At 26.7% G+C, this 15,290-nt stretch carries 13 protein-coding genes; 10 read left to right on the forward strand and 3 right to left on the reverse strand.

The window, feature by feature from the left end; genetic code table 11:
• Window positions 1-10: 10 nt before the first annotated feature.
• Window positions 11-2,926, forward strand: a complete 2,916-nt coding sequence (locus ACQPUW_RS04895) for a DEAD/DEAH box helicase (protein WP_430836372.1) — start codon at window positions 11-13, stop codon at window positions 2,924-2,926.
• 121 nt (window positions 2,927-3,047) lie between these two features.
• On the opposite strand, the gene pnuC is transcribed toward ACQPUW_RS04895, so the two are convergent.
• Together pnuC and ACQPUW_RS04905 are read right to left on the reverse strand one after the other, a co-directional pair.
• Entirely contained in the window at window positions 3,048-3,839 is a 792-nt protein-coding gene (gene pnuC, locus ACQPUW_RS04900) for a nicotinamide riboside transporter PnuC (RefSeq protein WP_430836373.1), read from the reverse strand.
• Between the two features lie 425 nt (window positions 3,840-4,264).
• The gene (locus ACQPUW_RS04905; RefSeq protein WP_430836374.1) at window positions 4,265-4,660 is read right to left on the reverse strand and encodes a (deoxy)nucleoside triphosphate pyrophosphohydrolase; all 396 of its coding nucleotides are present in this window, start codon (window positions 4,658-4,660) and stop codon (window positions 4,265-4,267) included.
• 147 nt (window positions 4,661-4,807) lie between these two features.
• Between ACQPUW_RS04905 and ACQPUW_RS04910 the strand changes: the two genes are divergently transcribed.
• The 9 genes from ACQPUW_RS04910 (at window position 4,808) to ACQPUW_RS04950 (ending at window position 12,972) form a co-directional block, all read left to right on the forward strand.
• The gene (locus ACQPUW_RS04910; protein WP_430836375.1) at window positions 4,808-5,566 is read left to right on the forward strand and encodes a conserved phage C-terminal domain-containing protein; all 759 of its coding nucleotides are present in this window, start codon (window positions 4,808-4,810) and stop codon (window positions 5,564-5,566) included.
• 503 nt (window positions 5,567-6,069) lie between these two features.
• Window positions 6,070-6,249: a hypothetical protein gene (locus ACQPUW_RS04915; protein ID WP_430836376.1), complete on the forward strand. Its 180-nt coding sequence runs from the start codon at window positions 6,070-6,072 to the stop codon at window positions 6,247-6,249.
• 164 nt (window positions 6,250-6,413) lie between these two features.
• Window positions 6,414-6,536 carry a hypothetical protein gene (locus tag ACQPUW_RS04920; protein ID WP_430836377.1) on the forward strand — a complete coding sequence of 41 codons (123 nt, stop codon included), beginning with the start codon at window positions 6,414-6,416 and terminating at the stop codon, window positions 6,534-6,536.
• A 173-nt stretch (window positions 6,537-6,709) separates the two neighbouring features.
• Window positions 6,710-7,468, forward strand: coding sequence for a MurR/RpiR family transcriptional regulator (locus ACQPUW_RS04925; RefSeq protein WP_430836378.1), 759 nt, complete (start codon window positions 6,710-6,712; stop codon window positions 7,466-7,468).
• Between the two features lie 141 nt (window positions 7,469-7,609).
• Window positions 7,610-8,530, forward strand: coding sequence for a 1-phosphofructokinase (gene pfkB, locus ACQPUW_RS04930; protein ID WP_430836379.1), 921 nt, complete (start codon window positions 7,610-7,612; stop codon window positions 8,528-8,530).
• Window positions 8,527-9,912 (forward strand): PTS fructose transporter subunit IIC, encoded by a 1,386-nt coding sequence (locus ACQPUW_RS04935; protein WP_430836380.1) that lies wholly within the window; start codon window positions 8,527-8,529, stop codon window positions 9,910-9,912. Before pfkB ends, ACQPUW_RS04935 begins: the two co-directional genes overlap by 4 nt.
• Window positions 9,913-9,924: 12 nt before the next feature.
• Window positions 9,925-10,368, forward strand: coding sequence for a PTS sugar transporter subunit IIA (locus ACQPUW_RS04940; protein WP_430836381.1), 444 nt, complete (start codon window positions 9,925-9,927; stop codon window positions 10,366-10,368).
• 315 nt (window positions 10,369-10,683) lie between these two features.
• A complete protein-coding gene (locus ACQPUW_RS04945) occupies window positions 10,684-10,998 on the forward strand; it encodes a nucleotide pyrophosphohydrolase (RefSeq protein ID WP_430836382.1) in 315 nt (104 codons plus the stop codon).
• Between the two features lie 24 nt (window positions 10,999-11,022).
• Window positions 11,023-12,972, forward strand: a complete 1,950-nt coding sequence (locus tag ACQPUW_RS04950; RefSeq protein ID WP_430836383.1) for a DNA/RNA helicase domain-containing protein — start codon at window positions 11,023-11,025, stop codon at window positions 12,970-12,972.
• A 184-nt stretch (window positions 12,973-13,156) separates the two neighbouring features.
• On the opposite strand, the gene ACQPUW_RS04955 is transcribed toward ACQPUW_RS04950, so the two are convergent.
• A complete protein-coding gene (locus ACQPUW_RS04955) occupies window positions 13,157-14,920 on the reverse strand; it encodes a glycoside hydrolase family 35 protein (protein ID WP_430836384.1) in 1,764 nt (587 codons plus the stop codon).
• Window positions 14,921-15,290: the final 370 nt, after the last annotated feature.

Here is a 15,290-nt window from a genome sequence, read left to right on the forward strand (position 1 = left end):
GGATAAAGTAATGGGGAAATTATGGACAAAATCAATAGTAGAGAAAGAAATAACAGTAGATAATTTAGAACTAAAGGATATTGAAGTTAAAGATATAGAAAGCAAAAACTATGTTATAAATAATAAGCTAGTTACAAATTCAGAAGATACAAATTTATTAAATGAAATTAAAAAAGCATTAAGTGAATGTGAAAAGTTTTATTTTAGTGTAGCTTTCATTAATTTTAGCGGACTTCAATTACTTTTAGATTCATTTAAAGAAGCTTATGAAAAAGGTGTAGAAGGTAAAATAATAACATCAACTTATTTGAATTTTACAGAGCCTAAGGCACTTAAAAAATTAAGAGAATTTAAAAATATAGATTTAAATATTTTTATAGCAACACAGGAATTAGGCTTTCATACTAAAGCTTATATCTTTGAAAATAAAGAAAATTATAAAATAATAATAGGGTCATCAAACATAACAAATAGAGCATTAAAGAGTAATGTAGAGTGGAATGTAATGGTGATTTCTAAAAGAGATGAAAACTTTATAAGAGAAGTTATAAATGAATATGATATTTTATGGGATAAAACAGATGAAGTTAATGAAGAGTTTTTAGCTACATATGAAAGCTTTTTAAGTAAAATACATTCATTAAAAAAGGATGAAAAATTAATATTTGAAGAGTATGAAATTATAAAGCCTAACTACATGCAAAAAAGAGCTGTAGAAAATTTAAATAGAATTAGAGCTTTAGGTGAAAATAAGGCATTGGTAGTTGCAGCAACAGGAAGTGGTAAAACATTCATGTCAGCTTTTGATGTTATGGAATGCAACCCTAAAAGGTTATTATTTATAGTTCATAGAGAGGATATATTAAAAGGTGCTTATAAAACTTTTAAGAAACTTCTAAAAAATAAAAATAAGTCTTTGGGATTTTTAACTGGAAATAGCAAAGAAATGGATGCTGAATATTTATTTTCAACTAATATATCAATGAATAATAACTTACAAGAATTTAGTGAAGATAGCTTTGATTACATAATAATAGATGAGGCTCATCACATTATGGGTAACAGTTATAAAAATATAATAAACTATTTTAAGCCAAAGTTTACTTTGGGCATGACAGCAACGCCAGAAAGATGTGATGGAGCAAATATTTTTGAGATTTTTGATGATAATGTTGCTTTAGAAATTAGATTAAGAGAAGCTTTAGAGAAGGGACTTGTAATTCCATTTCACTATTTTGGAATTACAGATATCTCAGGGGCAGACTTAAGCGCTGTAAATATAGATGATATTAATAAAGTAGCAAAGATACTTTCTATAAATAAAAGAGTAGATTTTATAATAGAGAAAATGAATTTTTATGGACATGATGGAAATAAAAGAAGGTGCATAGGATTTTGTATAAATATAGATCATGCAAAATATATGGCTGATGAATTTAATAAAAGAGGAATAAATTCAGTTTATTTAACAGGAAAAAATAGTCCAGAGGAAAGAAGCTTTTATATAAAAAGATTAGAAGATGAAAATGATGATTTAGAGGTAATATTTGTAGTTGATATATTTAATGAAGGAGTGGACATACCTTCATTAAATCTTGTACTTATGCTTAGACCAACAGCTTCTCCAGTAATATTTATACAGCAACTTGGAAGAGGTCTTAGAAAGCATGAGAGCAAAGAATTTTTAACGGTGCTTGACTTTATAGGAAATCATAACAAAGCTTTTTTAATAGCTATAGCCCTAAGTGGAGCTAGATATTATGATAAAGATAGTTTAAAGGTTTCTGTAGCTACAGATTTTTTGAATATACCAGGAGCAACTAATATACAAATGGACAAAATATCAAAGGAAAGTATATTAGAACAACTTGAAAATGAAAACTTTAATTCAATGAAATATTTAAAGGAAGAATATTTGAATTTTAAACTAATGAATGGAGGTAAGATACCATATTATTTAGTTGATTATTTAAAGTATGATGGGGCTCCAGATCCTATTAAATTTATAAATAAAGAAAAAACTTATTTAGGCTTTTTATCAAAGATTGAAAAGTTAGATGAGATTAATAAGCTATTAGAAAATGAAATCTTTTATAAAATATTAAGAGAACTTTCTAATATGCTACCTATTAAAAGAATTTATGAATTTGTTATATTAAAGTATTTATTAAGAAATAAAGATATAAATATAGAAATTGCAAAAAAAGAAATTTCTAAATATATAGAATATGTAGAGGATACTGATATAATTCATTCTTTTAGGGTGTTAAATAGAGATTTTCAGGATTCATCACAGATAAGTAGAGGTATAGATATATTTAATATTTCAGATGATAAGATATCTGGTAAGATAAGCTTTGAGTTTAGAAGAATATTAGATGACAAGAGATATAAAGAGGTTATATCAGATGTAATAAACTATGGAATAATTAGATATTTAAATGAATTTGGAAGTATATATTATGGAGTTCCTTTCTTGAAGTTATATGAGCAGTATCAGATGGTTGATATAGCACTTCTTTCAAATTATGAAAAAATTCATAGTTCTTTTAGAGGTAGTGGATTATTAACTAATGATAAGGAGTATTTTTTATTTATTGATCTTCATAAAGAAGAGGATATTAAAGATAGTATAAATTATGAGGATAAATTTATAGATAGGGGATATTTCCAATGGCAAACTCCAAATAGTACAGGTCAAGGGTCTGATAGAGGAAAGAATATAATTTTTAATAGAGAGAGAAATACTAACCTTCATATATTTATTAGAAAGTATAAAGAGATTGATGGAAAGGTTCAACCTTATATTTATATAGGTAAGGGTGATACAGTAAGTTATGAAGGAGAGAAACCTATAACGGTAAAACTAAAACTTCAGAATATAGTATCAAAGGAGCTTTATATAGAATTTATAAAGAAGGTTTAAAAATAAGAGGATATTAATTTTCACAAATTAATATCCTCTTATTGAATTATAGACAAAATAACTTGTTCATATTTAAAGAAGTTAGCTTGTCTATATTTAATGATTTTTATTTCATAATATTTTAATTAACAGTCTCTACATGTTGTTTCTTATCAATTTTCTTCCAAAGAATTATACCGTATACAGAGTTAACAGTAAATTGAGTCCACATTAATGCACCTGATAAAGCTGTAAGTGATAAGTTTGGATCTGATAGGAATGAGTGTAAGTATAATATTATTCCTACTGCATCTGCTAATAACCAGAAGTACCAAGTTTCTTTAAATCTTTGAGTAGAAACTATAACTGCACAAATTGTTACTGTTGCAGTAAATGAATCTATTAAATAACTTTGATCTGGTGGTATAATATTTCCAGTAAAGTGCTTTATTATATCTGGTAAATAATAAGCAAATCTTGAGTAAAGGAACCAAAGTACTATTATAAATATAATAATTCCTATCCATTGTTTTTTATTTAATGATCTAACTTCTATAGTTGATGATTCAGAATCATCCTTTTTAGCTTCTAGGGCACTCTTTCTCCAAGCAAAGAACCCATAGCAGTTCATTGGTAACATGTATAATACATATAAAATAACTTCAGCATACATTGTACGAGATAAGGAAATAAATATATAAAAACAAGTATTAACAACTCCCCAAGCATAAGCTGCTGCCTCTGCACGGGCTGTATATACTGCCGCAAGTAATCCAGTTATTGCTGATAAAAGTCCTGCAATTGATAATACAGTTATTGTTTCAGAAAGTGAACCACCACTGTATAAAGGACTAAAGAAAAAGAATATATTTACAACTAAGAAAAATATAAAATATCCTTTATGAAACTTTGAAAACGATTTAAACCAAGTCATTAAAATTCCTCCTAAAAGTGTGTTAAATAAATACGTCTTTAAATGACAACGTTATTATATAGCTAATAAATCAATAAAACAATGATACAATATCCATTTAAAAGTAATTAAAGGGAAATAATTACTTTTAAATAAGGGGAGTACATATTTTTGAAACAAAATTAATTTATTTGATGCAAGTGTGTAAAAGGTTTTCATAAATAAAAGCCTTCTATAAATTTACAGAAGTAAATAAAAAAAGAACAAAGTTAATAAATTAAAAACGTATACAAATTATTGAATTATTTTTTCTTTTAGTTAAATTTTAAACCGCATAAACTAATTTTACTTAAAATAAAAGAGTGTAGATTTATCTACACTCAAGTTATAAGATATTAATATTATATATTTTTTATTATGTATTTAACTTTAATAGTAGTTAAGTATTATTTATTTTCGATAAGTTGCTTAACTGCTGGAATATCAGCAGGAGCCCAATTAAGAGATTCTAAATTCTCAATTGGTAACCATATAAGCTTAGAATGTTCATAAGCTTTTGCTTCGCCAGATAATATTTTGCATCTTGCTGTAATTAAATTTACAATAATATTTTCATATTCATGAGTATTATTATTAAATTCTTCTATAAACTTTATATCACAATGTAATTCCTCTTTAATTTCACGAACTATTGCATCTCCTATAGTTTCACCTTCTTCAATCTTTCCACCTGGAAATTCCCAAAGGTTACCTAGAGACATTCTTGGTGAACGAAGAGCACATAATATTTCTCCATCATTATTTTCTATAATAGCTCCAACTACTTTAATTTTTTTCTTCAAATCAATCACCTCTACATATATTTTAGTAAATTTTTTTAAAAAAAACTATAAAAAGTTTTTAGTAAATTTAATCTTCTGCATATATACAAACTGTAAGGTTTAAATTCAATGGTTTAAATCAAAAGATTTATAAGGAGTGTGTATAAAATGAAATTTAATTTATTAGGATTTTCACAATTAAGAGCAATGGAACTAGGACTAGATTTAAAGGACTTAACAATACTTAGGTACATTGTAGACTTTATAGAAAGTGGAAAAATGATTGAAAGAGAAATTGATGGAAAGATTTATTATTGGATAAAGCAAGAAGCATTAATTGAAGCACTTCCAATACTAAATATAAGTGGAAATATAGTTTTAAGAAGAAGACTTAAAAGGTTAGAAGATCTTAATATATTAGAATATAAGCTTATTAAAAAGGGGGGAACATATTGTCTTTATGGCATTGGAAAAGAGCTTCCTAGTCTTTTATACGAAAAAGGAACAAATCAAAAAGTTAAAAGGGAAGAAACTAAAGAGTTTAAAAATGCAAACTCAAAAGTTAAACCAAAAGATAACTCTATTAAAGATTCTTCAGATAAGAATATAGAAAAATATAATATAAAAAATATTTCTGAAGAGGTAATTAATTATCTAAATGAGTTAATAGGTACAAGCTATAATTATAGAGCAAAAAGTATATTTAATCTTATAAGAAAAAGAGTAGAAGAAGGATATACAATTTGTGACTTTAAAGAGGTTATTAAGAGAAAGCATAAGGAGTGGAGGGGGACAGAGTATGAGAAATATTTAAGACCTTCAACTCTTTTTAGGGGAAATAAGTTTGATGAGTATTTGAATCAAAAAGAGGAGATAATTAGGACGGTTCCAAGTGATCCGCAGTATAGTGAGTTTGAGTTTGATTAAAAGGGGACAAGTTATATAAGTGGAGTTTACTTGATTTTAATAGCATTAAAATATAAAAGAGCTTATATAATATATTAGATTTGCAATAAAATATAAATTTAATTTTATAATAAAAAGAGAATAGAATGGAAGAAAAGTTAAATAACTTAGATTTATAAAGATTAATTAGCCTGTTTATCTAAATCAAACTTGTATAGTTTATTGTTATATTAATATTGCTCGTTGTTCTTATCTCTTTTCAAGGGGAAAATTAGTTCTAGTCAAACTTATTTTATTTCCAAAGGTTTATAAGAGCAATGTTCATATAATTTAACAGGCCCCAAAATGAGAATGGGGGGATAAAAATAGTAAAAATGCTATAGTTACAATAAAAGTTATAGATATTTTTTTATAGACATATTTTATTATGTGTAGTTATTTTATAAAGAAATAATTTTAAAAAATAGTTCATATAGTAATATTTTTATCGTAGAAATTAATTAATAAATTAGGGGGAATTAGATTTGGAAAGTACAAGTTTAAATCATATAAAACTTGAGCATGTAGAAAGAGCATATTTAACAAGAGATATGAAAATAAAGGACAAGCATGATGCATTTTACTTTTTTTCTGCAATGAATTTATTAAATTCATATGTTAAGAAAAATATGCTATTGAAAAATTTAGGAAAAAATATTTTTTAAAGAAATATATAGTAAATGGAATAAATGAAATTATATCTAAGGAAATAAGCGGTGTAAAAATATATATACAAAAGGATATAACATATATAAAAGTACTAAGGCATCAATTTAGTTTTCATAATTTAGTAATTTCAAATATAATGAATGATTATATTAATACCGATATGAATATTAAACAAGAGTGGGAAGGCGTTAGACTTCAGAATATTGCAATTGCTATATTTAATGAAGCAGAAGATTTAATAATGAAAAAAAGTATAAGAAAATTAAAGAAAGATTTATTATAGACTAAAAAAGTATTATGTAGAAAAATAATTTAAGAAAAGCTATCTTAACCTTTTATGTTAAGGTAGCTTTTTTATATAAATTAAATTTCTAATTTATATAAAAATAACACGTGGAATAATCATCCAATAAATGGTAAAATTATGATTGTATTGAGGAAAATGGGGTGAAAATAGTGATAATAAATATAACTAAAGACTTATTTAATACATTGACCGGAAGTGAAAAGGCAGTTGTTGAATTTATAAATAATAATTCAGAAAAACTAATAAATATGTCAATAGTAGATATGGCAGAGTTAACATATACTTCTCCCGCAACAGTATCAAGAGCAATAAAAAAGTGCGGATTAGAAGGATTTGCGGAATTAAGATATAAAATATCAAAAGAAAATAAATCAAGAAGAGATTATAAAAATGTAAATGATATATTAGGAAAATCTTTAATAGAAGCAGTAAAAACAATAGAAAACATATCAGTAGAAAAAATAATAGAAGCAACAAAAATACTTTCAAATTCAAGAAGGGTATATATATTAGCAAGAGGATTATCAGAGCTTGTAGCGGAAGAGTTTGATTTAAAATTAAAGCTATTAGGTTATAATACATTTTTAATAAAAGATCCTAATATAATGAGAAACTTAAGTAAAAAGATGAATAGAGAGGAAACGATAATAGTATTTTCTTTAAAGGGAGAAACAGCTGAAATAGTTGAATCAGTTATAAATTCAAAAGAATGTGGATGTAAAGTTATTTCATGTTGTTGTAGTTCAAATACTATATTAAATGAAATTTCAGATATATATTTATTAGGAAGAAAACATGCTATGGTATCTATAAAAGATCATGAAGTTACATCAAGACTACCACTTTATATAATATCGAGAGGAATTATAGATTATTTAATAATAACTGAAAAAAATGAAAATAATTAAGATATATAAAAAGTGTAATAGTATTAGTAATTCAGAATGTAAAGAAGAAATTCTACATTTATAATTTGAAAACATTTTCAAAGATATATTGATAAAATTATATTATAGGAAAATGATAGTAAATATAAGAGGTGGAAGAGAATGATATACACATTAACTGCTAATCCGGCGATAGATATGAATTTTAATACTAAAACAGCAGAGCCATACAAAGTGAATAGAACATCCGATTTAATATATTCTCCAAATGGTAAGGGAGTCAATGTAACTTTAACATTAAAGAATTTTAATATAGATAGTACTGTTATGGGCTTTTTTGGTGGCTTTACAGGGAAATATATTATAGATGAATTAGAAAAAAGAGGAGTGTATACTAATCCATGTATTATTGAAGAAAATACAAGAATAAATGTATTTTTTAATAAAGATAAAGAAGAATTCAAATTCGTAAATGCTGGACCTTATGTTAAAGAAGATATACAAAAAGATATGCTTAAAAAATTAAAATGTCTCAAAAAAGAAGATATATTGATTGTTAGCGGTAGTCTTCCTTATAGTATTAAAGAGAAGTTTTATGATGATATTATGAAAATTTGTGCTGAAAAAGGTGTACAAGTTATTTTGGATATAAGCTCTAAAAAGCTTATAGATTTATTATCTTATAAGCCTTTATTAATAAAACCAAATGATGAAGAAATAAAAGATATATTTGGAATAGAAATAATTACGGAGGGTGATGTTAAAGAAGTTTTAAAAATGCTTAAAGAAAAGGGAGCTAAAAATATACTTCTTACAATGGGTAAAAAAGGAATGTACTTTTTTGATGGGGAAAAAATTATGTTTTGTGAAGCCTTTAAAGTTGAGCTTGTTAGTTCAGCATGTGCTGGAGATGCTGCATTAGGCGCATTTATTAGTGAGTGGATAACTTCAAAGAATATAGAAGTAGCTTTAAAAAAAGCATCAGCATTAGGTGCAGAAGTAGCTTCGTCTCATGGTCTTGGAAATTTTGAAAAATATAAAGGGTATATGGAAGATATAAAAGTTAGGGAGGTAATATTATGAAAAAAATATTAGCAGTAACAGGTTGTCCAACCGGTATAGCTCATACATTTATGGCAGAAGAAGCCCTAAAAAAGGCTGCAAAAGAAATGGGTGTAGAAATAAAGGTTGAGACAAATGGGGCAATTGGTGTTGAAAATGAATTAACAAAAAAAGATATTGAAGAGGCTATAGGAATAATTATTGCATGTGACAAAGATGCAAGAACTGATAGGTTTGCAGGGAAACAAATAATAGAAACGTCAGTTCAAGATGGAATTCATAAGCCTAAAGAACTTATACAAACAATATTAGAGGAAAAAGGAATTATTAAAAAAGGAAATACTACTATAAAATCAAAAGATATAAATGAATCTGAAAAAGAATCATTAGGGAGAAGTATATATAAGCATTTGATGAATGGTGTATCTCATATGTTACCTCTAGTTGTTGCAGGTGGAGTTTTAATTGCAGTATCTTTCTTATGGGGAATAAATTCAGCAGATGCAAATTCAGATCAATACAATCAAATAGCAGCAATGTTAAAAAATATAGGTGGAACAGCATTCTCAATGATAGTTCCTGTATTTACAGCATATATTGCATCATCAATTAGTGGAAGACCAGGGTTGATTGCAGGCTTTGTTGGTGGACTAATGGCAGATGCAACTGGAGCTGGATTTCTTGGTGGTATAATTGCAGGTTTCTTTGCAGGATATTTAATATTAGGACTTATAAATTTATTTAAAGGATTACCAAGACAATTTGAGGGGCTTAAATCAATATTTTTATTACCTATAATCGGTATATTATTAACAGGTATTTTAATGACATTACTTGGAGGACCAGTTGGTGCTTTAAATACCAATATAATGGACTGGCTATCATCATTAGAAAATGAAAATGCAATATTACTTGGAATAGTTATTGGATGTATGTCAGCTTTTGACTTTGGGGGACCGGTTAATAAAGCAGCATATCTTACAGGAACAATGTTACTTGCGCAAGGTAATTATTACTTTATGGCGGGAGTATCAGCAGCATGTATAACACCACCACTTGTAATAGCGCTTTCAACAACTATATTTAGAAAAGCATTTGATGAAGAGGAAAAGGCAGCAGGTATAGTTAATTATATATTAGGATTTACTCATATAACAGAAGGTGCAATACCATTTGCGGCAAAAGATCCATTAAGAGTAATACCAATACTTATGGTGGGATCTTCAGTATCAGCAGTATTAACTTATATGATGAAAATACAAGTTCCAGCACCGCATGGTGGATTTTTAGTTTTACCATTAGTAGATAAACCATTTCAATGGGTTTTAGCGATATTTATTGGATCATTAGTTGGAGCAGTTTTATATGGAATTTATAGAATGAGAAATTTAAAGAAAGCTTAGGGGTAATATGAGATGTTAAAAGAGTTAATTAGAGAAGAAAATATAAAGTTAAATTTGCAAGGAAAAAACAAAGATGAAGTATTTAAAGAAATGATTGATATTTTGGACGAAAACAATCTTTTAATTGATAGAGAAAAGTTTACTGAAGATATATATGCAAGAGAGAGTTTAAGTAATACTGGAATAGGGTTTGGAATTGGTATTCCACACTCAAAATCAGGATTTGTAAAAGAATCATCTATCGTTGTTGGTATAAGTAAAGAAGGAGTTGATTATAACTCAATTGATGGAAAGAAAGTTAATTTAGTATTTATGCTTGCAATAAAAGATGATGAAAGTGATTTGCATCTTAGAGCATTAGCTACTATTTCAAGAAAACTTATGCATGAAGAATTTAGAGAAAGTTTAATCAATTCAAATAGCAAAAAAGGAGTTTTAAGTATATTAGTTGAATAAAAAATTAATTTTAGGTATAGCGCTTTACTAAAGAAAGGTTATAGAAGTAGAGGTTAAGATTAAATATATAGGTTTAGAATATAAAAAGCTATTTAAGTTTAAAACTTAAGTAGCTTTTTATTTATTAAAACGATTTATAAGAATAATAATAGAAAAGTTATGATGAAGATAGAAATGGTGTTATGTTTAGAAATTATTTTAGACTTAACTCTGGTTAGTTTGTTATATTATCAAAACTATATTTGGGGTTAAATAAAAATTTTTATGGTATAATTTTCTTGTAAAACAAATAAGTTTAAGGGGAAGAAAGAAGAAATGGAAGAATTAATTAAAAGAGTGCTAAAATTTAGAGATGATAGAGAGTGGAATAAGTTTCATACTCCTGAAAATTTAGCAAAAGCGATATCTATAGAGTCAGCAGAATTATTAGAAAATTTTTTATGGGATTCAAATTTTGATAAAGAAAAAGTAGAAGAAGAACTTGCAGATGTAATGCTATATTGTGTAATGATGGCAGATAATTTAGATGTTGATATAGTTAATATTATGAATAAAAAAATAAATAAGAATGAAAAAAAATATCCTGTAGAAAAATCAAAAGGAAATTCAAAAAAATATACAGAATTATAATGCAAAACGTAGGGGGATAAGGTTTTGTTAATATATCAAGCTAGTAAAAAAGAATTTATGGATCATGTTACTAATGATGAAATTAGTATAAAAATAGAAAGTGAATATAAAAAAAGAATTGGAAAAGCAAACTTAGGAGAAATAAGGGCTTGGAAAAATTCAATGGATAGTATGTATAAGGTTTTAAATACAAATGAAATTTCAGATGAATGTGGTATAGCAATAGAATATAGAATTCCAGCAACATCGAAAAGAATAGACTTTATTGTTTCAGGCTTGGATGAAAATAATAAAGAAAATTTAGTAATAATAGAATTAAAACAATGGGAAGAATTAGAGAGTGTAGAAGATGAAGATGGAATTGTAAAAACATATATAAATAAAGGAATAAGAAAAACACCACATCCAGCATATCAAGTATGGAGTTATTATAGCTTAATAAAGGATTATAATTCATCAGTTCAAGAAAAGAAGATAAATTTAGTACCATGTGCATATTTACATAATTATTATAAAGAGAAAAATGATCCTATAGAAAATAAAATATATGAATATTACTTAAAGAAAGCACCAATTTTTACAAGAGGACAAGCGATTAAGCTTAGAGAATTTATTTGTAAATATGTAAAAAAAGCAGATTATAAAAAAGGATTATATGATATTGAAGGAGGAAAAATAAGACCTTCAAAATCACTTCAAGATTCACTGAAGCTTATGTTAGATGGAAATGAAGAATTTATAATGATTGATGATCAAAAAGTTATATATGAGATGATTTTAAAAAATATAAAAAATTCAATAAAATATAACAAAAAAAGTGTAATTATAGTAGAAGGAGGACCGGGAACGGGAAAGTCGGTTCTTGCAATAAATCTTTTAGTTAATGCAACTACTAGAGAATTAACGTGTCAGTATGTTTCAAAAAATGCAGCTCCAAGAGAAGTATATACAAAAAAACTTAAAGGAAACTACAAGACAACTTATATAAATAATCTTTTTAAAGGTTCAGGAAGCTATATAAATACTTGTGAAAATGAAATTGATGTTTTAATAGTAGATGAAGCACATAGATTAAATAAAAAATCAGGTATGTTTCATAATTTAGGAGAAAATCAAATAAAAGAAATTATAAGAAGTTCAAAAGTATCGGTATTTTTTATAGATGAAAATCAAAGAGTCACATTAAATGATTTTGGAAGTATTTGTGAAATTAAAAAGATATCAAGTGAACTTGATATACAGTCAAAGCATTTAAAACTTGAATCTCAATTTAGGTGTAATGGATCAGATGGATACCTGGCTTGGATAGATGATATTTTGCAAATAAAGGATACAGCAAATTTTGATGGATTTGAATTTGATTATGATTTTAAAATATTTGATAATCCAAATGATATGAGAAAAGCAATTGAGGAAAAAAATAAGATTAGTAATAAATCAAGAATTGTAGCAGGTTATTGTTGGGATTGGAAAACAAAGAAATTTTCTAAGGATTATGAATATGATATAAATCTTGCAGATGGAACGTTTAAAATGAAATGGAATTTATCAAATTCAAAAACATGGGCAATTGATGAAAATTCCATAAATGAAGTTGGATGTATACATACATGCCAAGGGCTTGAATTTGATTATGTTGGAGTTATTATAGGAAATGATATGAAGTATGATGGAGAAAGAATTATTACAGATTTTAATGAGAGAGCAAAGACAGACAAAAGTCTTACTGGTATTAAGAAGATGTTTAAAGAGAATAAAGATAAGGCTCTTAAATTAGCAGACGAAATAATAAAAAATACTTATAGAACATTAATGACTAGAGGAAATAAAGGGTGTTATGTTTATTGCACTGATGAAAAACTTAAATATTATTTAAAGGAAAGGATATATGGATTTAGTAGTAATATAACAGCTAAAGAAATATCAATAGATTATGAGGAGAATATTTGCAATAAAGAAACTTTAATAAAATGATTTGATTATTAAGATATAATATGGAGCAAAACATATTACAGTACCAGTTGCATCTACGAATAATTATATAGAAAAAATTGTAGCTAATAAGGAAGACTGGATAGTAGATAAGCTAAAACACTTTATTTTAGAGAATGTAATTAAAAATATAGCACATAGTAATAAATACTATGTGCTATATTTTTTAGTAAAGAGGTATATCTTTAAGACTTATATTAGAACTATATTTTCCTTCTGTTTCAAATATGACAATTTTATTTTCTCCCAGTGTTAAAAGTGGTGCAGGAATATATAGATACTTTGTTGGACCTATATCCCAGAAACGACCAAGGTTAAAACCATTTATAAAAGCACAACCCTTACCGAAATCAGGTAGATGAAGGAATGTATCTCCCTTTTCTTCTACTGTAAATGTATATTCATAAAATGAAGGAGTATTTTCAATGTATCCAAGTGAAAAATCTACTTTGCTAATATCCTCCATGTCCAAGCAGTAATGATCCCAACCTGTATGGAAGTGAATATCAACCATTACTCCGCCCTTGATTCCCTTACGCTGTTTTGGACTTACTAAACTTGCACCATAATTTATTCTACCTAGATTCTCCACAAGAATATCTAATGTATTATCAGAATTAGTATTAAAGTCTAGAGGAATATTTGCTCCAAGGCTATCTTTATATTGAGTTGTTACATGAGTTTTATTTAAAAATACTTGAGCTCTATCATCACAATCTACTAACTTACTCTTTTCTAAAGGATTCATCTTAGGAAGTTTAGCTCTATATAATATATATCCAAAGTTTTGATCAAGCTTTTCCATGCTTAGTGTTTGAGGATTATAAATAGGGGTAGTTAATTTTTCTAAAGTATTAAATAATGACACTTTATTAGAAAGCTTTATATCTCCATAATCCTTAAATTTAATATTATTAGATAAAGTAACTTTAGGGATTTCTTTAAAGCTCGAGATAACTTCTTTAAATTTAAAGTACTTTTCAGAAGGTTCTCCCCATTCAGTAAGTGGAGCATCATAATCGTAAGTTGTTGTTTGAGGATCTATTCCATCATGATAACTGCAACCATTATATAAACCAAAGTTTGTACCACCATGGAACATATAAATATTCACATGACCTTCCTCTAGCACATCCTTTAATTCTTTTGCTGCATCTTCGCTATCTCTTCTTTTAAATTCATCACCCCAGTTATTAAACCATCCTATCCAAAATTCCATACACATTAGAGGACCTTCTATATTATTTTCTTTCATAAAGGTATTTAGGTTAGAAATTTGTTCTTTTGATCTTGAACCAAAATTTGCAGTAGGGAAAACTCCATCACAAGCTAAGGTTCCAGCCTCAAGAGCTTCTTTCCATCCACCATCAGAAGTGAAAAGTGGAACAGTAGCACCATGAATTATCATTAGAGATTTTATAGCCTTTAAATAATCCTTATCGTTACTAAAGGAACCATATTCATTTTCAACTTGCATCATAATAACAGGACCACCATTAGTTATTTGAAGAGGAACTATATATTTAAATAACTCTTCAAAGTAAGAATCAACAGCATCTAAGAATCCTTTATAAGTACTTCTAACTCTCATTGAGTCATCTTTTAAAAGCCAAGCTGGAAGTCCTCCAAACTCCCATTCTGCACAGATATAAGGAGTAGGTCTAAGGATTATATAAAGTCCAAGCTCCTCAGCGATTCTTATGAATTTAACAAAATCATGATTACCAGTAAAATTAAATTCACCTTTTTTAACTTCATGATAATTCCAAGGTATGTATGTTTCAACGCAATTACATCCCATAGATTTAAGCTTTTCTAACCTGTCTCTCCAATACTCAGGTACTATCCTAAAATAATGTACAGCACCTGATATTATTTTTATTTTCTTATCATTTAAATAGAAATCTTCTTTTATTTCAAACTTACTCATATATATCCTCCTAAAATTCAATCTATATAAATAGAAACAATAAACGTGCCAATATAGTGTCATATAGGTCTTAATTAAAATCTTATATATTGATTAAATAATATGATTTTAAGGTTAATCAAAATAAGTTACTATACTACATGTTATAAACCAAATATTACAACTAATGCTAAATATAGTATAACATTAATAAAGTTTATAGTTAATTAATATCTTATTATTTATTACCACATTTTATTAAGTGTCATATAATTTTATATTTTTGTCAGATAAAAAGAATAAATGTAATAAAGAATTATAAAAAAATAAATTAATTTCTATAACTGAACCAATAAGAGCGGACGAAAAGAGAAATTCAGAAATTTTAAGT

This window comes from Clostridium sardiniense (assembly GCF_050584765.1).
Classification (GTDB): domain Bacteria; phylum Bacillota; class Clostridia; order Clostridiales; family Clostridiaceae; genus Clostridium; species Clostridium sardiniense_A.